This is a genomic window from Danxiaibacter flavus (assembly GCF_041060425.1).
Lineage (GTDB): Bacteria > Bacteroidota > Bacteroidia > Chitinophagales > Chitinophagaceae > Danxiaibacter > Danxiaibacter flavus.
Window position 1 is genome coordinate 1,065,901 of the sequence record NZ_JAULBC010000001.1, and the last position, 23,052, is coordinate 1,088,952.

Sequence of the window (23,052 nt, forward strand, 5' to 3'; positions counted from 1 at the left end):
TGGGCACGAAAAATTATTTTTGCTGCCTTTGAAAATATAGCTGCTAAAAAAATGGCAGGTATACATTAAAAAATAATCCGATGAAACTTACGTTCTATGCACATTCTTGTTTTGCTGTTGAAATAAAAGGAAAAAGAATTTTGTTCGATCCGTTTATTACAGGCAATCCAGCTGCGCAGGGGATTGACGTGAATAGCATCGGGGCGGATTTCGTGTTTTTATCTCATGGTCACGGCGATCATGTGGCCGATGCTGCAGGAATTGCAAAAAGAACGGGTGCGCTGTGCGTGGGAAATCCCGAAGTAATGGGATGGCTGGAAAGACAAGGCGTAACCAACACAATCCATATGAATCATGGCGGCCCGGTATCGCATGATTTTAGTTTCGGAAAAGTAAGAGGTGTTAATGCTGTGCACTCTTCGTCCCTGCCGGACGGAAGTTATGGTGGCAATCCGCTGGGTTTTGTATTTAACACAGAGGAGGGCGATTTTTATTTTGCCGGTGATACGGCTCTTACGCTGGATATGCAATTAATTCCGCTTTGGGCCAAACTGCAATTTGCTGTTTTGCCGGTTGGCGGTCATTTTACCATGGATGCAACAGATGCACTAAAGGCCAGTGAGTTTATAAAATGTGATACTATTGTTGGTGTGCACCATGGCACTTTTGGAATAATTAAGATTGATACCCAAAAAGCGGAGGATGATTTTAAAGCTGCCGGAAAAAAGCTTTTGCTGCCGGCTCCGCTGGAAACCATCAGCTTTTAATGAATCGGGGTTAATTATTCGGGAAAAAGCAACAACATCAAAATCCTTCAAAGGGAATAAGGATAAAAATATGGCAAGAATAATAGGCGTAGCAAATCAGAAGGGAGGTGTAGGAAAAACCACCTCGGCCATTAACGTGGCCGCAAGTTTTGCTGTTCTGGAGTACAGGACTTTGCTGGTGGATGCAGATCCTCAGGCCAACAGCACTACTGGTGTTGGATTCGATCTGCACAATATTACAAGCAGCTTGTATGACTGTATGGTGAACAATGCCACTGCTTCAGATGTGATATTGAAAAGTGAGATTCCTAATTTAGATCTGATCCCTTCACACATTGACCTTGTTGGAGCTGAGATTGAAATGATCAATTATCCCAACAGGGAAATGGTAATGAAAAATATACTTGATCCGGTTAAGGATCAGTATGACTTCATTATTATCGATTGTTCACCCTCGTTGGGTCTTATAACTGTTAATGCGCTTGTAGCCGCAAATAGTGTTATTGTACCTGTACAATGTGAGTTCTTTGCCCTGGAAGGTTTGGGTAAGTTATTGAATACTATAAAGATCGTTCAAAGCCGTTTAAACCCGGATTTACAAATTGAAGGTATTCTGATGACCATGTATGACGGCCGTTTGCGCTTGTGCAACCAGGTAGTAAGCGAAGTAAGAAGGCATTTTGATGAAATGGTATTTGATACAATTGTACATCGCAATACCAGGCTGAGTGAGGCTCCCAGCGTTGGCAAGCCGGTAATATTGTATGACGCTGAAAGTAAGGGTTCAGTTAACTATCTGAACCTGGCAAAAGAAATTTTGCAAAAGAATAATCTCACAAAGATGACCAACGAAGAACGGATCATCGAGTAGAACAAAGCAGTGTTACTTAGCCGCTTATGGAATGAATGTTGTTTGATTCATAAGCAAGGGCTGCGGACTGCAATTCGCAGCCGGAATGGCGAAATTCCAAATAATATTGCGATATAACCCCTGGGATTTACTTTTGCACCGTGAAAATGAAACAAGCCGTTTAGAAGTTGATGTACAAATTATGAAAAAAGAAATGAGCGCACCCAAACAAAATAAAGAGTTATTAGGTAAAGGCATAAGGTCTTTATTACAAAATATAGATGCTGATTTAAAAACTACAACCGGTAATTTAAAGAACTCGGTTGTGGAGCAGGCTACAGGCGTAACACGCATAGCTCTTACTGAAATTGAAATAAACCCTAAGAACCCCCGTAAAGACTTCGACGAACAGGCATTAAATGAACTGGCCGCATCAATTAAGTTGCACGATATTATTCAGCCACTTACTGTTTCAAGATTAGCCAACGGTAAATACCAGCTTATTGCAGGGGAACGCCGTTTCAGGGCATCAAAGATTGCCGGTATAAAAGATGTGCCTGCATATATCCGACAGGCAAATGACGCCGAATTGCTGGAACTGGCGTTGTTGGAAAACCTGCAGCGTGAAGACCTGAATGCTATTGAGATTGGCCTGAGCTACAAGCGTATGATGGACGAACTGACTTATACGCAGGAGCAGGTTGCCGAACGCATGGGCAAAGAAAGGAGTACTGTAACCAACTATATACGCTTACTCAAATTACCACCGGATATTCAACTTGGTGTGCGCAATGGAACGATGAGTATGGGCCATGCGAGAGCGCTGATCAACATAGATACAGTTGACAAACAACTGTATGTTTTTAACGAAATAAAGAACAAAGGACTGAGTGTTCGCCAGACAGAAGAATTGGTTCGCAACTTATATAAGGCTGAAAATAAGGATGTTAAAGTTGCACCAAAATCAGATCTGCCTCCTGCTTACAAAAGAATACAGGATAATTTAGCTTCTCATTTTGGAACTAAAGTTAAACTGGCGCATAACAAAAAAGGTTATGGAAGCATAACCCTTGAGTATTACTCATTGGAAGAATTGAATAAACTTCTTGACCTTATGAGTGTGCAAGCCAGCTAATAAGCGTAGCATTTCATGAAGATCCATTTTATTTTATTGATATTGATTACGCTCGTTCTGCGCGTAAACGCGCAGGATGCTAAACAGCAGCTTGGACAAACAAATACTTTTGACACGACAAAGCAGGCTAATATTAAAGCCGATAGCATTGTTGGTGTAAAAAAAGATTCTATTGTCGTAAAAAAACATCACGATCCCCACAAAGCCACAAGGCGCTCCGCCATTATTCCCGGTTGGGGGCAGGCATACAATAAAGAGTACTGGAAGATTCCTATTGTTTATGCTGCTATTGGAATTCCCACTTATACATTTCTGTACAATAACGAATGGTATAAAAAAACGCGGGATGCGTACAGCATTGTTGTTAATAAGGAATATGACCGTTATGACGAGATAGATCCTGCATTGATCAACAAAGAAACCGGCCTGCCTATTGACGCGAATGCGTTGCAGAACTACCGTAATGAATTTAGAAGGAACAGAGATTATTCAATCATCTTTTTTATGATAGCGTGGGGATTGAATGTGGTAGATGCGACCGTTTTTGCGCATTTAAAAGAATTCGATATCAGCGAAGACCTTAGTATGCGGGTAAAGCCAGCTTACGATTTTAATACAAAGGCACCGGGACTTACATTTGCATTCAATTTCAAAAATCCGGTTCCGAAGCAGTGGATAGTTAAGTAGGAATTGAAAATTGACAGTTGAAAATTGACAATGTGGGCGGTGATGACAAGTTGAGCCTGTTAGATTTAAGGAAACAAGATTGTGATTAGGTACTTCGTACTTCGTAACTCGTACTTAAAATATTTATACCAAAGCTGATAGCTCATTAATTGCTTTCAGCTCTTAAACGAATTGAATATGAAAATTGCGCTTATTGGATACGGCAAAATGGGTAAAGCCATTGAAGAAATTGCATTGGAAAAAGGCCATGAAATAGTGTTGAAAATTGATGCTGACAATCAGGGTGATTTTACTGCTGACAATCTTAAGAAAGCGGATGTTGCAATTGAATTTACAAGTCCGCACAGTGCAGTTGAAAATATTAAAAAGTGCCTGGAGTTTGGCGTTCCGGTAGTTAGCGGCTCAACAGGCTGGCTTGAACACTGGAACGAGGTAAAAGAAAAATGTGAGGATAAAAATGGTGCACTTCTTTATGCAAGCAATTATAGTGTGGGAGTGAACATATTTTTCGAACTGAACAAATACCTCGCTAAAATGATGCAGCCACACCAGGAATACGATGTAATGCTGGAGGAGATTCATCATACGCAGAAAAAAGATTCGCCAAGCGGTACTGCCATCACACTGGCCGAGGGTGTTATGCAGGCTTTTAAAAACAAAAAGCAATGGGTTAACCATATTAGCGATAACGTGGATGATCTGGAAATAATCAGCGAAAGAGTAGATCCTGCTCCTGGCACACACAAGATCAAGTATCGCTCTGCTATTGACGATATTGAAATCATTCACACCGCCCATAACCGCAAGGGCTTTGCCGGCGGCGCCGTATTAGCGGCAGAATTCCTGGTAGGGAAGAAGGGTATTTATAGCATGAAAGAGGTGTTGGGACTGTAAGTGAATGTGCGAATGAGTAAATGTGCAGATGTGCGAATGAAGGAAATACAGATGCCCATACTTTATAAAAAAGGGTTTAAATGAATAAATAAAAAACTTGCCTTCAGGCAAGTTTTTTATTTTAATACTTCGCTTCGATAAACGTATAACGTAAAACTTATAACGTACAACGTCAAAGCCCGATCCTGAACCCCGCCTTAAATGAAAACCACGAATTCCAACCTGAAGAAACGCCGTTGGTTCCGGCAAATCCATCATAATTAATTCCAAGATCTAACGGTCCGACCTTTGCTCCAAGGCCTGCATCAGCGGTAAACCGGGCAGAAAAGAAATCGGCGAACCGAAAAAATAAAGAGTTAGATAAGCTCCACTGTTTACTGCCGGATATAAAATTGGATTTAAAATCGTATGATTATTCATAGAGTTTCTGTAATAAAGAATCTGTGGCGTCAATCGCTCACCCTATCAGAAAGGTGGAGAAATCCAAAAATCACTCAAAGAATTTGTTGAAATAAGTGTTGATTGACTTAATGTTTCATAAAGCTTCACATTATTGTCAATCTCTTAGTGTCATAGCAATTCCATCTAAAAGATTATAATATTGAAAATAAGTATGTTAAAGTTTGATAAAATGACATATATCATTTATTTATCAAGGCATACGGGGCAACTTGTCTTATTCTTGGGAAGCGAAGTAAAGCTGCCACATAGTAAAAAAGGATATGGCAGTATAGTCTCAAGTATAGCTAATTAAACAAGTTGTATTATTTCATGAAGATGCGCTTGACCCTGTCTATATTGTTATTTATTTCCATGCTGTATATCAATGCCCAGGAAAGCAGACAACAGCTTAAGCAAACTAATGAGTTCGATAGTAGCATTAAAGCTCCAATTAAATCAGAAAACGCTGCAAATAATAAAAATGACTTCCCAGTTGTAAAGCATCACAATCCACATAAAGCCACAAGACGTTCTGCTGTGTTGCCCGGATGGGGACAAGCCTACAACAAAGAATATTGGAAAATTCCTATTGTATATGCTGCTATCGGTATTCCTACTTATACATTTTTATACTATAATCAATGGTATAAAAAAACAAGAAAAGCTTATACAATTGTCGTAAATAAGGAATATAATCGGTATGATGAAATTGATCCAGCTTTAATTAGCAACCGAACCGGATTACCTATAGATCTCAACTCGTTGCAAAATTATCGTAATGAGTTTAGGCGAAACAGGGATTATTCGATTGTATTCTTTGTAATTGCCTGGGGACTGAACGTTGTAGACGCAACGGTTTTCGGACATTTAAAGGAGTTTGATGTAACTGAAGATTTAAGCATTAGTGTGCAGCCTGCTTTTGACATTGCCACCAACTCGCCTGGACTCACATTCGCATTTAATTGGAAAAACTCTTCACCCAAGCAATGGTTAATTAGATAGGGGAAACGCCCAAAATTTAAAGCATCAACTAGCTAATTCTACTTCGCTTCGATAAACGTATAACGTAAAACTTATAACGTACAACGTCAAAGCCCGATCCTGAACCCTGCCTTAAATGAAAACCACGAATTCCAACCTGAAGAAACGCCGTTGGTTCCGGCAAATCCATCATAATTAATTCCAAGATCTAACGGTCCGACCTTTGCTCCAAGGCCTGCATCAGCGGTAAACCGGGCAGATCCACTCATCAGCTTGTTGTCGACGCTGGCAACGCCCGCATTCAGGTTAAAGAACAATAGTTTTGTGACAAGGTAATGCCTCAGGCCGACTTTTATAGGTACATATTTAAGATCCCCCGCTGGGCTTCCACTCTTGTTGAAAAAGTTTGTATAACCAATAGTGCCTGTGAGAAATGTTTTATTTAGGCCTATACCAACGCCGCCCTCTACACCTAATCCATAATTGTAATAATTAGCCATCGAGCCGGTTGGCGCATCGTAAATGCCATGCCCGAAAAGAAAAACGAGCTTTTGAGCGTTCAGTTTTTGCATGGAAAAGCCAAAAAATAACAGGAGAAATAAACAGGATGATTGAATTAACGTGCGCTTCATGCTAAAAAATTTTATATGTAAAATTGTCTCTCTTATGCCTGTTCTAAATATTATGCCATGTTTTTGTGAAGAGCGGCGTTAAAATTACCCGGCGGACAGCGTTGAAATTCAATACAATTTTACCTTGCAGGCAACGTTTTGTGCGAGGATGGTATCTTTTTCACGTAGATGTTTTAAAACTGAATTTATTTGACGGAGCAGGAGATGATTAAAGGGTGCATTCAGAAGGATGCAAGCTGCCAGCGTATGCTGTTTAACACATATGCCGGCAAGATGATGACTGTCTGCCTGCGATATGCCTGCGACCACGCTGAAGCGGAAGATATTCTACAGGAAGCCTTTATAAGAGTGTTCACATACATAGCCCAATACAAGAACGAAGGATCCTTCGAAGGTTGGATAAGAAGAATTGTAGTAACTACTGCACTGAAAGTAATCAACAAAAGAAAGATAAGGTTTAATGAATTGAATGATGTGGTTGAAGGCTCCGCACATACGGAATCGTATGCGCTGACAAATCTTAGTGAAGAAGAGTTGTTGAAGATGATAAACGCGTTGCCGGATGGATACAGGCTTGTATTTAACCTGAATGCCATTGAAGGATACAGTCATGAAGAGATCGCGAAAATGCTGAATATTCAACCTGGAACAAGTCGCAGTCAGTTGGTAAAAGCCAGGCGCATGTTGCAGGACCAGATAAAATTATTTCAAAAAATTGCCGTATAGTTATGACAGAGAACGAATTTGACGAGTTTTTCCGGCGAAAGTTGCACGACTTTGAAAGTCATGTGCCGGAGGACAGCTGGAGTAAGATACAGCGACGGGTTGATGACGACAGGAGGCGCCCATTCCTGTGGTGGACGCTCGCGGCGGTACTGTTTATCGGAATAGCTACCGGGGGGTACTTTATGCAGCAGCAACATGGGCAGCGCAACGGCCAGCTGGCAGGAAAACATCAATCAACACAAGAAAAAGATCAAACAAAAACAAATGCGAATGATTTAAATTCTACACAAACAGATTCATTGGTTTCTACAGATACAAACAACAATAACTCATCTGAAAATAAAGCGGCTGAAGAAAATACGGCAAGTGACAAACGGGCCGGCATTGCCGCAGTAAATGCCCCTGCCGGAAAAACTAAATTGCAAGCCAACGATAAAAGCACAATCGCAAAATCTTATGGCAGGGACAACCCGGCGTTGATAAAAGATGCAGAAGCCCATACTCAGGTGCCTGGCAATGCAGAAAAAGCAAAGAGCATTGACGAAAAAAATGAATTGAATGCGTCTGATGTTACAGCAAAAACAAGCAATGATCAAACAGTATTGGGCGTTGACACGGCTGCGGGTAATGCTGTGGTAGCCAATAAAGCTGTGCCTTCTACACAAAAACAAACTACAGAAACTGCGGTAACCAAGAAGAAGGAAAAACAGTCCACATCAACATCGAAGGACAGGTTTATAGAAGTATATGCTTCTCCTGCTTATAGCTGGCAGAAAACTGATGCAAAAGCAGGGTATGAAAATTATGTTTCTGAAAAAAATGCAGCAGAAAAATCATCAATATCATTCAATGCAGGCTTTCGACTCACACAAAAATTGAACGATCACTTTTTTATAAAGTCAGGTCTGCAATACACCCAGGTCAATCAAAAATTTACATACAATACACCAAATGTGTACAGGGATGTGCCGGTAACGGTGCAAAGGTATATCACGACCGATGCAGGTGCCGTTAATTCATTTGTGAGTGTAAGCATGGCCCGTATGATAGGCTATAGCACGGTGACTGTTAATAATCACTACTCGAGTCTTGAATTACCGGTGCTGGTCGGGTACGAAACCAATGGAGATAAGTTTAAAGCGGCTTTTTCGGCCGGTGTAATCTTCAATCTTCATTCGTGGTACAACGGCTCTATTGTCGATACATTTTATAATGCAAGCAGTATAAAAGATTTTGATCCGTACAAGAATAACATGGGATTAAGCTTGTATTTCGGTGTGGGATTATCAAGAAAACTATCAGAACGAGCATCATTGTTTGCAGAACCTTATTTGCAATACAGATTGGGCAATATGACAAAATCGTCGGCGCCCTTTACGCAAAAGATTAACGTGGGAGGCTTGTCGCTGGGTTTAAAATATAAATTTTAAAGCACAGGCAACGATTTAAAGTGAGTAGTTATCTATTTGATACCACATGTTTGGGCAACGATAAGCTATGTCAATCTTAAAAAATATCGTGTTGGTTACATGTGGTTAAACTATCAATTTTTTACAAGATATATGAAGCGGATTTTCTTATACTCATTTATTGTCTTTTTGCTGGCAGGCTGTGCCAAAGAAGCATCCAATGAGTTTGTGGCTTATCCGAATAATCCGCAGAACGACACTTCGTGGAAGGCATCAATCAGTAACGACGCTCCCGTTAATGCTTTATTATCCCTTCTTTCATCACCGCCTGTTGTGGACTCGTTTGATATAAGTACAGGCGGTGTTTTGCATTGTGCAGAAAATGCTGTGATCATCTTTCCTGCAAATTGTACAAAAGAGACAGTTTCCGGTAAAATTATAGTTGAGGCCATCTTCCTTAAATCAAAAGGTGATATGGTTCGCTTTGGCAAGCCTACTGTAAGCGATAATTATGTGCTGGTTAGTGGTGGTGCTTTTCACATAAAAATTGTAAAAGACGGGCAGGAATTGCACGTATCGGATGCTGTGCGTATTTCTGTTAAATATGTCAGTCAGGAGTTGGATAAGAAAATGAAGGTTTTTTACGGAGACACATCTGTAAATGCAACAGATGGATTTAATTGGGTTCCGGCAACCGATTCATCCCGCATTGATTTGTGGCAGGATGGTGCATTGTCGGGTTATAATATCTTCCCAAAGAATATAGGTTGGATCAATTGTGACAAGTTTGCCGACAGTACGGTGCCTTCAACAAAGCTAAATGCAGTACTTCCGGTTAATTTTACCAATATCAATACAGCTGTTTTCATTGTGTTTAAAGATCAGTGGTCAGTGCTGCGGATGAGTGCTGATGTGCCTAACAGGTATTTTTATACACATAAGGTTCCGCTTGATAAAAAAGTAATAATTGTAAGCATTTCTCTTATCGGAACGGATCTTTACATAGGAGCAAAAGACACGGTTGTTACGGCTGATGCGGTAATTGAATTGCAGCCTGTGGTTAAGAGCAAAAAAGATATTATAGATTTTCTTGCTGCCTTGTAGCATTGCAATAAATAACTTGTATTTGTGAGGTGTTTTTAGCCTTGTCATTTTGGGGGATGACAGGGCTTTTTTGTTTTATAGAAAGATGCTACTACCCTCTGTGAATTTCTCATTTAATTTTACACCTTTATATTTGCCTTCAAATTGATGTTATGAGTATAGCAATAAGAAACGACTGGACCCTTGAAGAGATTCATGAAATTTACAATACACCGTTGCTGGAGTTGGTTTTTAAAGCTGCTAACGTTCACCGTGAATATAATGATACTGCCGAAGTGCAGGTTTGTACACTATTAAGCATCAAGACGGGTGGTTGCACCGAGGATTGCGCTTATTGCCCGCAGGCTGCGCGCTATAACACAGGTGTTAACGTACAGGCATTGATGAAGAAAGAGGAAGTGCTTGCTTACGCTCAAAAAGCAAAAGATGCAGGAAGTACACGTTTTTGTATGGGAGCTGCCTGGCGCGAAGTGAGGGATAACAGGGATTTTGACCGTGTGTTGGAAATGGTGAAAGGAGTTAATGAGATGGGAATGGAAGTTTGCTGTACGCTCGGTATGCTGACTGAAGACCAGGCCAAGAAACTGGCTGACGCGGGTTTATATGCTTATAACCACAACCTGGACACATCCAGCGAATACTATGAATCAATCATTACTACCCGTACATATGAAGAGCGTTTGAATACGTTGGATAATGTTCGCAAGGCCGGTGTTTCCGTTTGCTGTGGTGGTATCATTGGTTTAGGTGAGACGCATGAAGATAGAATTGGCATGTTGCACACACTGGCCACAATGCCTCAACATCCTGAAAGCGTTCCCATCAACGCGTTGGTTCGTGTTGCCGGAACACCGTTGGAAAATAATCAAAAGACAGATATTTGGGATATGGTAAGAATGATTGCCACTGCACGCATTCTGATGCCAAAAACTATGGTGAGATTAAGCGCCGGAAGAACAGAGATGAATGTGGCAGAACAAGCGCTTTGCTTTATGGCTGGCGCGAATTCAATTTTCGCGGGCGATAAACTGCTTACTACGCCAAATCCTTCATTTGATGAAGATAACCGGATGTTCGATTTGCTTGGATTGAAACCAAGAGAATCATTCAAAGCTGAAAAACAGAAGTTAGCGGAAATGTTTGAGTAGCTGTGAGCTGTCAGCTATAAGCCATTAGCTATTAGCTATCAGCTATTAGCCTTCAGGTCTGACAAGTTCAAGTCATCTATACAAGAAAGCGCCAGTGGAGTTCTCTTTACTGGCGCTTTTGTATTATAAGTTTTTAGATCTTGCCAGTCAATCCTTATATGCAGAAGAAACAAGGAGTGCGACGAATAGCTAAAAGCTGATAGCTGACAGCTAATAGCTACTTCACCATTCTCCCAATCTTTGTATTGCCCCCGACAAAAAATACGGCATCGCTGTTCTTTGCTTTACGTACTGCGTGAAAGCTTTCAGTTGAAATGTTCTTCCACGTAATACCATTATCGCCGCTGATATCAACACCGTTCAAACCGCAGGCAATGATCTGGGCAGAAGAAATAAAGGTTACGCCGGAATGGTAATTAAAAGGTGTTTTAGGAAAAGTTGCAAAGCGAAGACTTCCCGCCTTTCTGAATTCATCAAAGAAAACATAGCAACTGTCATGTCTGTCGCGCTGGTTGAAATCTCCCCCGACAATTGAAATACTGTTGTTGAATACGGCCAGTGCATTGGCGCCGGTTGATTCTTTTCCTTTCATGAGAGGAAGATTGTATGGCGTGGTATTATAAAAGAGCCTTGAATTTTTTCCGCCTGTCACCGCCAGGAAATTCTTCCCGCGCATCAGTTTTATATTGCCGCCACTGGAAGCAAAGCAAGCTTCGCCTTCATCAACTTTCGGGCGTTTTTCCATGGAGGCTGCCTGCCATGTATCGCCATTGTTGTCTGTAAATGCAATAAACAATTTACCGTCGATTGGGTCGCCTACAACCACACCTGTGTTATTGTCGTAAAAGTCCATTGCATCGAGAAACATACCTTTTGTACTGTCGAGAAATACAGTTTTCCATGTTTTGCCGGCATCGGTTGTTTTCAATATGGCTGCTGGCTCTGCAATAGCTATAATGATGGCCGTATTGGCGTCGAAAGCCTCAATGTCCCTGAAATCACGTGTTTCAAAACCTTTCACTGTTTTCCATTCCCATGTTCTGCCGCCATCTGTAGAGCGGCCAACATTGCCGTTGGAACCACTTGCCCACACTACGTTGTCATCAATGGGAGAAACGCCTCTTAATGAAGCTCTTGAGCCTGTAGAGAGCACTTCTACATGCTGGGCAACAGCAGTGAAACCAAGGAAAATAAAAACAATCAACAAGATTTTTGGCAATTTCATATAACTCTGTCCAATTTTGCAGCCTCAATTTAATACATAATCTAACAAGAATATGATTCCTTACTGGATGAGCAGAACGCAATTGCTGCTTGGAGATGAAAAAGTTGAAAACCTGATGAACAAGCATGTGCTGGTGGCCGGCTTGGGCGGTGTTGGTGGTATTTGTGCAGAAATGATCGTGCGTAGCGGTGTGGGTAAAATAACTATTGTTGATGCAGATGTAGTTGATCTTAGTAACTGCAACAGGCAGGTAGTGGCGCTGCAAAGCAATGCGGGTAACCTGAAAGCTGAAGAGATGGCTTCAAGGTTGCAGGCAATAAACCCGGATTTGCAAATTACTGTTGTTACGACTTTCCTGAATGTAGAAACAACAGCCGGAATTCTGGATGCACATCCGTTAGATTATGCTGTTGACTGTATTGATACGCTGGGTTCAAAAGTTTTTTTTATAAAATCCTGCATGGAAAGAAATATCCCCATTGTAAGCTCGATGGGTGCGGGCGGCAAGGTAGATCCGTTACAAATAAAAATAGAAGATATTAGTCGTAGTTATAATTGCACACTGGCAAAATATGTTCGTAAGAGACTGCACGAAGTAGGAATTCGGACCGGTTTTAAAGTAGTGTTTAGTCCGGAAGAAATCGACGAGACCCGCGTAATCGTTACAGAAAAAGCGCATCCCAAAAAAACATTGATCGGCACCATCAGTTACATGCCAGCGATTTTTGGATGTATGGTGGCAAGTGTGGTGATAAGGGGCATGATGGGGGAATAGGATGATGTGAATAGTGAATAGTCAATGGTGAAAGGTGAATGGTCAATAGTGAATAGTGAAAGGTGAAACTTGCTGATAGGTGTGCTTGTTTGATTAGAGCCCAGAGAATAGTTGATAATCAGATTATGTCCAAATAGTTTCGTGTTGAAAAAACGCGATCATTAACGTTACGATTCAACTTTTTATTTAGCGGAGTCAATTACACAACATGCCTGTGTGATTGAAGTAACCACAATGCCCAAAACAGGTTCATGCGTGGAAGGCAGCCCTGAAAGGGCGTAAGCACCAGCGCAGGGCAACGCCCTGTGTATTTTAAGCAAAATACAATCAAGCCCTGAAGGGGCGCAAGCGTCAATTTTATCACAACAATAGTATTAATCAACAGCGTTCCGACTGCACACGTATTCCCGGATCGTTACAATCAGTTCCTGAGCTTTGGGCTTTAGGCTCTAAGCTTTAAGCTTTGCCTTTCCCCTTTCCTTCTTAACTTTAACCATGCAGTTTCCAAAAGATATTATTGCGCGTTATTGCAACACAGGCGTTAGGCGGGCAGAAATGAAAGCGGTGGTTATTCCTGCTGACAATTCATTTAAAGGTGGTGATGTGTTGCAGACAATGCACTGCCTTGAATTAGTAATATCGGGAAACCTGCATGTCCGGTACAATGACGAATTGATAAAGATTGAAAAAGATGATATCCAATTCCGTAAACGCGGCAATTATATTATACATCCATCCATAGATTATTCTGCGATATTGTTTTTTATGGATGACGAATTTATACGTGACTTCATCAAGGAGATTGACATCTTTTCAAAAGAAACTTTTACTGCGGAATTGCCGCCGTTTGTTTTCAAAAGTTCTGCATTCATCAATCACTCGATAGAGGAATCAATCGGTAAAATAAAGCGCCAGGAAGTGTTTACACCATGCATAGTAAAGCTAACTGCATTGCAGGCAATGTTTCATATTTTCTCTAACGAGCCATCCCGGACTTTTGCAACTTACCTGCGATTTCTCGTGAGTGAACGGAAGATTGATTTATCCTACTTTATGGAGACGAATTTTTCCCAAAACATGAGTCTCGAGGAAATGGCGAAACTTACCGGACGCAGCCTGAGCACTTTCAAAAAAGAATTTTCTGAATTGTATAACGATACGCCGCAAAAATGGCTGATTAACCGCCGTCTGCAGCATGCGCACTATTTATTAAAAGAAACCAATCAGCCTGTAACCCAAATAGCCTATGACTGTGGGTTTGAGAATAATTCCCATTTTTCAAAAGCATACCGCACCAAATACGGGGTGGCGCCAACTTCCTCACGCGCCCAACTACAATAATTTTTTCTACTGACTTTTCAGCACACAATAAAAACTTTTCAGCAAACAGGAGAGAAGGGATGTTCTGCAATTTTGAATTGCAAATAATTATTCAAATCAAAGATGAAAAGTCAGGTTATGAAAAAAGATATAAACGTACGATTGATAAGACACGCAACAATTGTTATAGAGATCGGTGATGTAAAATTTTTAGTGGATCCGCTTCTGGCTGCAAAAGATACTTATGATCCGGTTGCAAATTCCGGTACGCAGATCCGCTATCCGAGGATCGAATTGCCCATCGGGCAGGACGAACTAACAGCCTTAATTAAAGATGTTGATGCAGTGCTTGTGACACATACACATCGTGACCACTGGGATGATCTGGCGCAACAAATGATTGATAAGGAAAAACCTTTATTTTGTCAGCCTGCAGATTTGGAGAAAATTCAATCACAGGGTTTTACAAACCTGAAGGCCGTTGCAGATGAACTATCTTTCAAATCGATAAAAATAAACAGAACTGGTGGTCAGCATGGCACCGGCGAGATCGGTAAAAAAATGGGTGTCGTTTCTGGTTTTGTGTTGAATAACGGAGCTGCCTCTGTGTACGTTGCTGGCGACACAATCTGGTGCGGGGAAGTAAAAGACGCTTTACAAATGTATCATCCCGATGTTACTGTTGTAAATGCAGGTGCGCCTCAATATACCACCGGAGATCCGATCACCATGACTTCAGCAGATATCGTAAAAGTCTATAAAGAATTGCCTTCAACAGATATTATTGCTGTACACATGGACACTATCAGTCATGCTAAAGTCAGCAGAAAACAACTCAGGGAACAATTGACCGAATGTGGTTATTTGGAGAAAGTGAGTATTCCGGAAGATGGAGAGGTGGTAAGACGGTAAGACGTGTAAGACGTGTAAGACGTGTAAGACATGTAAGACATGTAAGACATGTAAGACCGTAAGATAGTAAGAAGGAGATAGAAGTGCAAGATTAATAAGATAATAAATGTCTGATCCTTGGCTTATGCCTTACGCCTTATGCCTCAAACCTGAAACCTGACACCTGATACCTCACTGCTACTCCGCCCACGCATCGCGCTCATCTGGGGAGAATTTCCAGGGGGCGAAATTGTTTTCGGTATTGCTGAACATGGCGTTCCACTCCTGGGGTGCATTGCTTTCTTCCATAACAAGGTAGCGGCGTAATTGTAAAATAATATCAAGCGGATTAATGCTAACAGGGCATTGCTCCACGCAGGCATTACAAGTGGTGCATGCTCTTAATTCTTCTTCGGAAATGTAGTCCCGCAACAATGTTTTGTTATCGTCAACAAAGGTTTTGTTCTTGTCAATGTTTCGTCCGATTTCTTCGGACCGGTCACGGGTCTTCATCATAATTGTACGCGGACTCAATAATTTTCCTGTAATGTTTGCCGGGCAGGCATCGGAGCAACGGCCGCATTCTGTGCAGCTATAAGCGTCCAGCAGATTTTTCCAGCTCAGATCGGCTACGTCTTTAGCACCGAATTTTTTATGATCGGATTGTGCAGCGTCTCCGGCAGGTGCCAGTTCCGGCTGCATGGCATACAATACTTCGTTCTGGATCTCAGGCATATTGGTCATCTTGCCTTTCGGTTCCAGGCGTCCGTAGTACGCATTTGGAAATGCAAAAATGATATGCAAATGTTTAGAATAAGGCAGGTAATTGAGGAATGCAAAAATGCCTGTAATATGTAACCACCAGCAGATCCGTTCAAAAACTACAATCGTCGAATTGCTGAAACCGCTTAATAACGGATGCAGCATTTGTGAAAAGAAAAAATTGCCTGTAAGATGTTCGCCGTAATCGCCATAATTCTGTTGCTGGAGATAAGTGTCGCATGCATTCATTTTCAGGAAAAGGATCATTAACAAGATCTCAGTGATCAGAATATAGTTGGCATCGCTTCTTGGCCAGCCATCCAGATCTTTACTGATGAAACGACGCAGTTTGATGATATTTCTTCTGATCAAAAAAGCCGCACAAACGATAATAACACCAACTGCCAGGAATTCAAAAGCATTGATCAGCCAGGTATATACTTCGCCCATTGGTTCTGCAAAAAGCCGGTGCTTCCCTAAAATGCCATCCAGGAAAATTTCTGCAACTTCGAGATTAATAATTATGAATCCCGCATAAACAATAAAGTGCATTACCGCAACCAGCGGTTTTTTAAACATCTTTTTCTGGCCAAATGCAAGCAACAATACATTCTTCATGCGCTCAGACGGACGATCATTGATCTGTTCATCTCTGCCCAGCAAAATGTTTCTTCTTATTGCAGATATCTTTTTTGAGAAGAGCCAGATAGCAAATCCTGCAAGCAGTATAAATAATGTTTCCTGAATCAAATGCATACGGCCAAGTTGTGTGCTAAGATAATGCTTTTAAGCTATCAGCTGTCAGCTTTCAGCTATGAGCTTTGTGCTTTCGCAATTGATGAACAGCATCCAATTACAAGAATAATTTAGAAACCGCTTAGAAGATCAATCTCCATGGTAAACGAGAAATAGCTGAAAGCCGATAGCTGTCAGCTTTCAGCTATGAACTTTGTGCTTTCGCAATTGATGAATAGCATCCAATTAAAAGAATAATTTAGAAGCCGCTTAGAAGAACAATCTCCAGGGGAAACGAGAAATTGCTGATAGCTGATAGCTGATAGCTGATGGCTGATTGCTGATAGCTGAAAGCTGACAGCTAAGAAAGCGCCAACGCGAGCGCCGTAACATCATAATCTCCCATGCCTTTCTCTATACATTTATTCATCTGCTGCTGCAGCAACTTTCCCAACGGCATGTTGGCTTGCGTTTCTGAGGCCTGTTCTGCTACCAGGTTTACATCTTTTAGTGCAAGCTTTAAACTGAATGCCGCAGGCTGATAGGCTTCTTTCAACAAAAGGTTGCCATAGTTGATGTATGCCGGTGCTGCAAAAATGGTCTGTGTAAGCATGTTCATCCATTGTTCTGCATCAATGCCGCTGTGCCTGGCAAGGCTAATGCCTTCAGACATTGCCTGTATGGCAGATACAATCAAATAGTTGCTGCAGAGTTTGGCTGTATTGGCTGCGCCTGCATCTTCTCCATAGGTCCATATATTAACAGCACCAGCATCATGCAGAATAGGTTCAATTACATCCTGTAATTCTTCGTTGCCTGATACGAGAAAATTAAGCTTCCTTGCTTTTGCTGCTTCGGGTCTGCCAAGTATTGGAGCTGTTATATAATTGTTGTTATGTTGCTGATGCAGTTGCGCAAGTGCAATTGAAGTGGCAGGCAATATGGTGCTCATGGAAATATGGATGCCTTCGGCTTTTAAATTGGCTGCAATTCCGTTTTCGCCCTGCGTAATATTATTAATGGCAGCATCGTCAGATACAATACTGATAACAATATCGCACAAGGACGCCAGTTCCTTTACTGACTGGCAAAGCGTTGCTCCTTTGGCGATCAAATGCTGTGCTTTTGCCGCAGTTCTGTTGTAGACATATAGTTCTTTCCTTTTCTCCAGTAAATTTTCTGCAATAGGCGTACCCAGGTTTCCTAAACCAATAAAGCCGATTTTCATACATTGATTTTTGTGGTGAGGAATGACGTTTTTTCTTACACGGACCTTTTTCAAATATAAAAAACTAGGGTCATACAAGTACCGGTTTGGACTTAACTTGTTTAAAAATTATTATAAAGTAATATGTGTTTGAGGCAAATATTTTAATCGGCGGAACGATTTGCGAATTTCATTTTACTGTATGTTTGGCAACTAATTTATACCTTAACAATGTCTGCAAGATTAGTACCCTTTTTACTCTGTATCCTGTGTAATGTACTCTATGCCTCGGAAAAAGTATCCATCAAACCAGCGCCTTCATGGCTGCTGAAGATGCATGTGGATTTGAATCGCAAACCAAATCAGCGAAATATAAGTGATGGATATTATATGGAGTTGAGTGACAACCAGGTAAATATTTCTCAGCAAACATCTTACTTCCATTTTATCCGGCACATTGTTAATGAATCCGGCGTTCAAAATGGTTCGGAGGTCTCGGTGACTTTTGCGCCCGCCTATGAAAATGTTTCTTTCCATGAGATTACGATCTGGCGTGAAGGAAAAGTAGTAAGTACACTTTCAAAAGAGCAGATAAAGATTGCCGAGGAAGAATCCGACGCATCTTCTTATCAATATAATGGAACAAAGCGGACGTATGTTCTGCTGAAAGATGTGAGAAAAGATGACCGCATAGAAGTGGCTTATTCCGTCAAGGGGTTTAATCCCGTATTTAGTGGCAAGTATGAAAGTGAATTTTATTTTGTTAAGACCACGGAGATCTGCAATTATTTCAGGACTGTAATTGCACCGAAAGGAAGAACATTCTATTTCAAATATTTTGATCATGCACCCGCCCCTGTAGAAAGTGATCAGGGAAACGATCATATTTATCAGTGGGATAATCCAGAATTAAAACTGTATGAGAGCGAAAATAACACGCCAGGATGGTACTATGGTTATCCCTATGCATCGATGACTGAATACAGCAATTGGAAGGATGTAGCTGACTGGGGATTACAAACATTTAAAAACTATGACTATAATATTTCTGGTGCTTTAAAGGAGAAAATTGCACAATGGAATAAGGAGACTGCAGGCGATCAGGATGCATTTATTGAGAAAGCTTTGCAGTTTGTGCAAAACCAGGTCCGTTATCTTGGGTTGGAGATGGGGGAGAATACACACAAACCACATTCGCCGGACGAAGTTTTCAAGAACAGGTTCGGAGATTGTAAAGACAAATCCCTGTTGCTAACTGCAATTCTTAAGCAGCAAAATATCTCCGCCTATGTTGTGCTGGTGAATACCAATATGCGTAGCAAATTGACAGAATCAGCGCCGGGCGCAACGCAATTCAACCACGCTATTGTTGCCATTGAAAGAAGTGATGATTTATACATTTATGTCGATCCCACTTTTACGCATCAGATGGGAAGCATCGCAAACATCTATGTGCCGGCATTTGAATGGGGATTGATGTTGCGGAAGGGAACCAATGATCTGAGCCGGGTAGTTCAGGGAGGCATCACATCAACTGCTGTTAAAGAAACATTCTATATCACAGCAAAAGGCAAGGGTGAAAGCAGGATGGAAGTTCAATCTGAGTATAAAGGTGGCGCCGCTGATGATATGCGAAGCACTTTCTCAGAAAACAGTTTCCGGGATCTTGAAGACAGCTATGTGAAATATTATGCAAAAAGCTATGAAGGCATTAAGCAGACGAATGAATTTAAGATAGTGGACGATAGTCTTGCCAACAAACTCACCATCAACAAGTATTATACAATACCCCAGATGTGGACGACCGAAAATGGTGTGGACAAATTTAACGTTACCAGCTTCCCGATCTACAACAGCCTGCCCAATCCAACTACCTTAACAACTGATGTTCCACAGGTTTTGGAATTTCCGTTAAATATACAGCATACGTTGAGCCTCAACATGCCTTCGGAGTGGTCATTCGACTATGATCCGGTAAGAATCTCCACTGATTCCTATGAGTTTGTTTTTTTGCCATCGGTGGTTGGTAATAAAATAGAACTTGTTTATAGCCTTAAAACACTTAAAGATCATGTACCGGTAAAAGATCTTGCAGCATATAAAGAAGATTATAAAAAGATGGTTGATCTGTTAGAGTTTAAGTTTACTTCGAATGGAAATGTGCCGTCCAAAAAACAGACGCATGGTGTTAGCGGTGATGCGTTTAATACTTGGTCCGCGTTATATGCCGCAGTAGCGCTTGCGCTTTTTTTCCTGCTGTTCATCTATTTAAACAAACAGTCTGTTCATACAGAAGCTTTTCAACATTGGCATGAGGAACCTCGTTTGACAGGATGGGTTATAGTACTGGGTATAACGCTGGGTCTTTCGTTGCTATTGAACGTGGTAAGTTTTGTAAAGATCAACTACTTTAGCAATGGATCATGGGAGGCAATTACTGCTTCAGGGGGCAAAACCATGCAGTTTATTTATGTGTTTGAGCTTGTCTGTTTTCTTTTCCGGATTTGCGGATTAATCGCATTGCTCTATTGGTACTTTCAAAAGCGGGATATATTTCCGCGTATGTTTATAGGCTTCAATGTAAATGTAATTATGCTCAGCTTTTTACTGACAACAACCTATAGTACTGTAAAGTCAAATCCAACGTTCGGCGATCTTACCAAAAACGGCGTGACCTCGACTGCCCGAGCCTTTTTTTATGCAGCAATCTGGATTACTTATGTACTTAGATCGGAACAGGTGAAAAGAACGTTTATCTACCCATTCAGCAAAAAAGGAAAAGCGAATCAAGGTAATGGCAATAGAGTAGCCGAAGCACTCGAAGAAGAGTTTAAAAATGAATAGCGTAGCTTGTTCTTCATAAAAGAAAAACCGCAGACAAAGTACATCATCTGCGGTTTTTTTATATAGTTAAAAGTTCAACAGTTTTAAAGTAAAGTGACCTGTTCAAAATTGAGCACCTCGTACTTCAAACATCGTACTTCGTACTTTAACTGACTCCTGCGCCAGCGTTGATCTGCTCTTCAGGATTTACAAAATGAAGTTTGCCACTTGCATCTTCAGCCATCAATATCATGCCGTTGCTTTCTATGCCGCGCATTTTACGTGGTGCAAGATTTATAACAACAACAACCTGTTTGCCGACGATATCTTCAGGTTTGAAATGCATTGCAATACCTGATACAATTGTTCTTGTTTCGAAGCCTAGATCGACGGAAAGCTTCAATAATTTGTCTGCTTTCTCAACTTTTTCTGCGGTAACGATTTTTCCCACGCGAAGATCCAGTTTGGCAAAATCATCATATACGATTTCTGATTTCACCGGAGCCGTTTCTTTTACCGGTTCAGTAGCAGGTGCGGCAGTAGCTTTCTGTTTGGATGCTTCCTGCAATTTTGTGATCTGGGCTTTTACTTCATCATCTTCAATTTTTCTGAACAGCAATTCAGGAGCGCGGAGTGTGTATCCTACACTCAACAATTTCATGCTTCCTGCATTGCTCCATTCCAATACTTTATCAACCAGCTTCATCATGTGCAGCATTTTCTTGGCTGTGAATGGAAGGAAAGGATTGATAAATATTCCCAGGTTACCACACAGTTGCAGGCAAATATGCAGTGTATTGTCAATTGATTTTTGCGCATCAGGATTTTCTGCAAGTTTCTTTGCTACGATCCACGGTTCTTTATCCTGCATGTATTTGTTACCCTTGCGCGCAAGATCAATTACTTCAAACAATGCCTCGCGGAACTTATACTGTTCTAACAGTCCCTCAACTTTTGCTTTGGTCTGCTGAATATCCTCTACTATTTTTTTGTCAGCATCGTCAACAATATCAGTATGCAGTACTGGCACTTTGCCGCCACACAATTTGTGCATCAGTACAAACGTGCGGTTTACAAAGTTGCCGAATATGCTCACAAGTTCACTGTTGTTGGCATCCTGGAAGCCTTTCCAGGTAAACTCACTGTCCTTTGTTTCAGGAGAGATAGTATTCAGATAATAGCGTAAAACGTCCGCCATCTGGCTTCCCCCATTTTCTTTTTTGATAAAATCATCAATGTAATCCTGCATATCCAGCTTCCAGTTTCTGCTGGTGCTCATTTTATCTCCTTCAAGATTCATGAATTCATTGGCAGGCACATTTGCCGGAACAATATTTCCGTGCAGCTTAAGCATTACGGGGAAAATGATGCAGTGGAAGACTATATTATCCTTGCCGATAAAATGGACAAGTTTAGTGTCTTCGTTATACCAATAGGGTTTCCAGTCTTTATTATTGTCAATTGCCCATTGTTTTGTGGCACTGATGTAGCCAATAGGAGCATCAAACCAAACGTACAACACTTTGCCTTCTGCATCGGGCAAAGGAACTTTAATACCCCAGTCAAGATCACGAGTGACAGCACGTGGTTGTAGTCCACCATCTATCCAGCTTTTACACTGACCAACTACGGTTGGGCGCCAGTCGCTTTTATGTTGTTCCAGGATCCACTCGCGAAGCCATTCTTCATGTTTGTTCAAAGGGAGATACCAGTGTTTGGTAGGCTTTTTTATTGGTGCTTTTCCGCTGAGTGTACTAACCGGGTTGATCAGCATGTCTGGACTTAGCGATGTTCCGCATTTTTCACACTGGTCGCCAAATGCATTTTCAAATCCGCAGTTAGGACAAGTACCTTTTATAAAACGGTCAGCGAGGAAGGTTTTTGTCTCCTCATCATAATATTGCTCGCTGTCTATTACTTCCAGTTCATTGCGATCATTCAGGTAAGTGAAAAACTCCTGAGTTGTTTCATGGTGAATGGGTTCGCTTGTTCTGTGGTAGATATCAAATGAAATTCCCAGGTCATCAAAATTCTGTTTAATGATGGGATGGTATTTGTCAATAATAGCCCTGGCAGTTGTTCCTTCTTTCATGGCCTGAATGGGGATAGCAGTGCCATGCTCATCACTTCCGCAAACAAAAACAACATCTCTTTTTTGCGCGCGCAAATATCTTACATAAATGTCCGCCGGAAGATATGCACCCGCAAGGTGCCCTATGTGCTTTAAACCATTGGCATAAGGAAGCGCCGCCGTAATTAAATATCTGGTGGGAGTATTCGTCTTTTCTGTATTTGCCACTGTATCAATCTTGCCTGTTTCTGTACTCATTAGTCGTAATAATTTTTGTATTTGCTCGAATGTGGTTCGTCCGCCCCAAAACGAACAAACGGCTGCAAAAATAAACAATTAAGGGCAAAGGTTCGTGGAAGGGTGAGTTTGGGGCTAAATCCTTCAAACTCATAGCAGAAAAATATTTAATTTACCGTTCTTAGAAGTTTTACGTTGTAAGTTATACGTTGTACGTTTGCTCAAGCGGTGT

The 23,052-nt window shown here is 41.2% G+C and carries 19 protein-coding genes; 14 read left to right on the top strand and 5 right to left on the bottom strand.

Annotation, left to right across the window (positions count from 1 at the left end; genetic code table 11):
- The first annotated feature begins 80 nt into the window (after window positions 1–80).
- From QTN47_RS04055 to QTN47_RS04080, 6 genes are all read left to right on the top strand, one after another.
- Window positions 81–767, top strand: a complete 687-nt coding sequence (locus QTN47_RS04055; protein ID WP_369328041.1) for a metal-dependent hydrolase — start codon at window positions 81–83, stop codon at window positions 765–767.
- 70 nt (window positions 768–837) lie between these two features.
- Entirely contained in the window at window positions 838–1,638 is an 801-nt protein-coding gene (locus tag QTN47_RS04060) for a ParA family protein (RefSeq protein ID WP_369328042.1), read from the top strand.
- Between the two features lie 181 nt (window positions 1,639–1,819).
- Window positions 1,820–2,752, top strand: a complete 933-nt coding sequence (locus QTN47_RS04065; RefSeq protein WP_369328043.1) for a ParB/RepB/Spo0J family partition protein — start codon at window positions 1,820–1,822, stop codon at window positions 2,750–2,752.
- Window positions 2,753–2,767: 15 nt separating this feature from the next.
- Complete coding sequence (locus QTN47_RS04070; RefSeq protein ID WP_369328044.1) at window positions 2,768–3,439, top strand: DUF5683 domain-containing protein; 672 nt, start codon at window positions 2,768–2,770, stop codon at window positions 3,437–3,439.
- Window positions 3,440–3,616: 177 nt separating this feature from the next.
- The gene (gene dapB, locus QTN47_RS04075; RefSeq protein WP_369328045.1) at window positions 3,617–4,333 is read left to right on the top strand and encodes a 4-hydroxy-tetrahydrodipicolinate reductase; all 717 of its coding nucleotides are present in this window, start codon (window positions 3,617–3,619) and stop codon (window positions 4,331–4,333) included.
- Window positions 4,334–5,104: 771 nt separating this feature from the next.
- On the top strand, window positions 5,105–5,776 hold the full coding sequence (locus tag QTN47_RS04080; RefSeq protein WP_369328046.1) for a DUF5683 domain-containing protein: 672 nt from the start codon (window positions 5,105–5,107) through the stop codon (window positions 5,774–5,776).
- Window positions 5,777–5,862: 86 nt separating this feature from the next.
- On the opposite strand, the gene QTN47_RS04085 is transcribed toward QTN47_RS04080, so the two are convergent.
- Window positions 5,863–6,387: a hypothetical protein gene (locus QTN47_RS04085; RefSeq protein ID WP_369328047.1), complete on the bottom strand. Its 525-nt coding sequence runs from the start codon at window positions 6,385–6,387 to the stop codon at window positions 5,863–5,865.
- A 246-nt stretch (window positions 6,388–6,633) separates the two neighbouring features.
- Here QTN47_RS04085 and QTN47_RS04090 point away from each other — a divergent pair, with 246 nt between their 5' ends.
- The 4 genes from QTN47_RS04090 to bioB all read left to right on the top strand — a co-directional run bounded on the left by QTN47_RS04090 (window position 6,634) and on the right by bioB (window position 10,774).
- Window positions 6,634–7,113, top strand: coding sequence for an RNA polymerase sigma factor (locus QTN47_RS04090; protein ID WP_369328048.1), 480 nt, complete (start codon window positions 6,634–6,636; stop codon window positions 7,111–7,113).
- Window positions 7,114–7,115: 2 nt separating this feature from the next.
- Window positions 7,116–8,543 carry a porin family protein gene (locus tag QTN47_RS04095; RefSeq protein ID WP_369328049.1) on the top strand — a complete coding sequence of 476 codons (1,428 nt, stop codon included), beginning with the start codon at window positions 7,116–7,118 and terminating at the stop codon, window positions 8,541–8,543.
- 132 nt (window positions 8,544–8,675) lie between these two features.
- Window positions 8,676–9,626, top strand: coding sequence for a hypothetical protein (locus QTN47_RS04100; protein ID WP_369328050.1), 951 nt, complete (start codon window positions 8,676–8,678; stop codon window positions 9,624–9,626).
- Window positions 9,627–9,778: 152 nt separating this feature from the next.
- Window positions 9,779–10,774: a biotin synthase BioB gene (gene bioB, locus QTN47_RS04105; protein ID WP_369328051.1), complete on the top strand. Its 996-nt coding sequence runs from the start codon at window positions 9,779–9,781 to the stop codon at window positions 10,772–10,774.
- Window positions 10,775–10,991: 217 nt separating this feature from the next.
- Here the strand turns inward: bioB and QTN47_RS04110 are convergent, their stop codons facing one another.
- Window positions 10,992–11,999 (bottom strand): WD40/YVTN/BNR-like repeat-containing protein, encoded by a 1,008-nt coding sequence (locus QTN47_RS04110; protein WP_369328052.1) that lies wholly within the window; start codon window positions 11,997–11,999, stop codon window positions 10,992–10,994.
- Window positions 12,000–12,051: 52 nt separating this feature from the next.
- Between QTN47_RS04110 and QTN47_RS04115 the strand changes: the two genes are divergently transcribed.
- From QTN47_RS04115 to QTN47_RS04125, 3 genes are all read left to right on the top strand, one after another.
- Complete coding sequence (locus QTN47_RS04115; protein WP_369328053.1) at window positions 12,052–12,774, top strand: tRNA threonylcarbamoyladenosine dehydratase; 723 nt, start codon at window positions 12,052–12,054, stop codon at window positions 12,772–12,774.
- 495 nt (window positions 12,775–13,269) lie between these two features.
- Window positions 13,270–14,115 (top strand): helix-turn-helix domain-containing protein, encoded by an 846-nt coding sequence (locus QTN47_RS04120; protein ID WP_369328054.1) that lies wholly within the window; start codon window positions 13,270–13,272, stop codon window positions 14,113–14,115.
- 117 nt (window positions 14,116–14,232) lie between these two features.
- A complete protein-coding gene (locus QTN47_RS04125) occupies window positions 14,233–15,006 on the top strand; it encodes an MBL fold metallo-hydrolase (RefSeq protein WP_369328055.1) in 774 nt (257 codons plus the stop codon).
- A 177-nt stretch (window positions 15,007–15,183) separates the two neighbouring features.
- Here the strand turns inward: QTN47_RS04125 and QTN47_RS04130 are convergent, their stop codons facing one another.
- Window positions 15,184–16,503, bottom strand: a complete 1,320-nt coding sequence (locus QTN47_RS04130; RefSeq protein ID WP_369328056.1) for a 4Fe-4S dicluster domain-containing protein — start codon at window positions 16,501–16,503, stop codon at window positions 15,184–15,186.
- A gap of 340 nt (window positions 16,504–16,843) precedes the next feature.
- Window positions 16,844–17,788: an NAD(P)-dependent oxidoreductase gene (locus QTN47_RS04135; protein ID WP_369328057.1), complete on the bottom strand. Its 945-nt coding sequence runs from the start codon at window positions 17,786–17,788 to the stop codon at window positions 16,844–16,846.
- 132 nt (window positions 17,789–17,920) lie between these two features.
- Between QTN47_RS04135 and QTN47_RS04140 the strand changes: the two genes are divergently transcribed.
- Window positions 17,921–20,533: a DUF3857 domain-containing protein gene (locus tag QTN47_RS04140; protein ID WP_369328058.1), complete on the top strand. Its 2,613-nt coding sequence runs from the start codon at window positions 17,921–17,923 to the stop codon at window positions 20,531–20,533.
- 145 nt (window positions 20,534–20,678) lie between these two features.
- Here QTN47_RS04140 and metG read toward each other — a convergent pair whose 3' ends face one another.
- Window positions 20,679–22,841, bottom strand: coding sequence for a methionine--tRNA ligase (gene metG, locus QTN47_RS04145; protein ID WP_369328059.1), 2,163 nt, complete (start codon window positions 22,839–22,841; stop codon window positions 20,679–20,681).
- Between the last annotated feature and the right edge of the window lie 211 nt (window positions 22,842–23,052).

What these genes read in the sequence shown, in the direction of transcription:
- QTN47_RS04055 (WP_369328041.1), top strand. Translation starts at nt 81, where the DNA reads ATGAAACTTACGTTCTATGCACATTCTTGTTTTGCTGTTGAAATAAAA.
- QTN47_RS04060 (WP_369328042.1), top strand. Translation starts at nt 838, where the DNA reads ATGGCAAGAATAATAGGCGTAGCAAATCAGAAGGGAGGTGTAGGAAAA.
- QTN47_RS04065 (WP_369328043.1), top strand. Translation starts at nt 1,820, where the DNA reads ATGAAAAAAGAAATGAGCGCACCCAAACAAAATAAAGAGTTATTAGGT.
- QTN47_RS04070 (WP_369328044.1), top strand. Translation starts at nt 2,768, where the DNA reads ATGAAGATCCATTTTATTTTATTGATATTGATTACGCTCGTTCTGCGC.
- dapB (WP_369328045.1), top strand. Translation starts at nt 3,617, where the DNA reads ATGAAAATTGCGCTTATTGGATACGGCAAAATGGGTAAAGCCATTGAA.
- QTN47_RS04080 (WP_369328046.1), top strand. Translation starts at nt 5,105, where the DNA reads ATGAAGATGCGCTTGACCCTGTCTATATTGTTATTTATTTCCATGCTG.
- QTN47_RS04085 (WP_369328047.1), bottom strand. Translation starts at nt 6,387, where the DNA reads ATGAAGCGCACGTTAATTCAATCATCCTGTTTATTTCTCCTGTTATTT.
- QTN47_RS04090 (WP_369328048.1), top strand. Translation starts at nt 6,634, where the DNA reads ATGCTGTTTAACACATATGCCGGCAAGATGATGACTGTCTGCCTGCGA.
- QTN47_RS04095 (WP_369328049.1), top strand. Translation starts at nt 7,116, where the DNA reads ATGACAGAGAACGAATTTGACGAGTTTTTCCGGCGAAAGTTGCACGAC.
- QTN47_RS04100 (WP_369328050.1), top strand. Translation starts at nt 8,676, where the DNA reads ATGAAGCGGATTTTCTTATACTCATTTATTGTCTTTTTGCTGGCAGGC.
- bioB (WP_369328051.1), top strand. Translation starts at nt 9,779, where the DNA reads ATGAGTATAGCAATAAGAAACGACTGGACCCTTGAAGAGATTCATGAA.
- QTN47_RS04110 (WP_369328052.1), bottom strand. Translation starts at nt 11,999, where the DNA reads ATGAAATTGCCAAAAATCTTGTTGATTGTTTTTATTTTCCTTGGTTTC.
- QTN47_RS04115 (WP_369328053.1), top strand. Translation starts at nt 12,052, where the DNA reads ATGATTCCTTACTGGATGAGCAGAACGCAATTGCTGCTTGGAGATGAA.
- QTN47_RS04120 (WP_369328054.1), top strand. Translation starts at nt 13,270, where the DNA reads ATGCAGTTTCCAAAAGATATTATTGCGCGTTATTGCAACACAGGCGTT.
- QTN47_RS04125 (WP_369328055.1), top strand. Translation starts at nt 14,233, where the DNA reads ATGAAAAAAGATATAAACGTACGATTGATAAGACACGCAACAATTGTT.
- QTN47_RS04130 (WP_369328056.1), bottom strand. Translation starts at nt 16,503, where the DNA reads ATGCATTTGATTCAGGAAACATTATTTATACTGCTTGCAGGATTTGCT.
- QTN47_RS04140 (WP_369328058.1), top strand. Translation starts at nt 17,921, where the DNA reads ATGTCTGCAAGATTAGTACCCTTTTTACTCTGTATCCTGTGTAATGTA.
- metG (WP_369328059.1), bottom strand. Translation starts at nt 22,841, where the DNA reads ATGAGTACAGAAACAGGCAAGATTGATACAGTGGCAAATACAGAAAAG.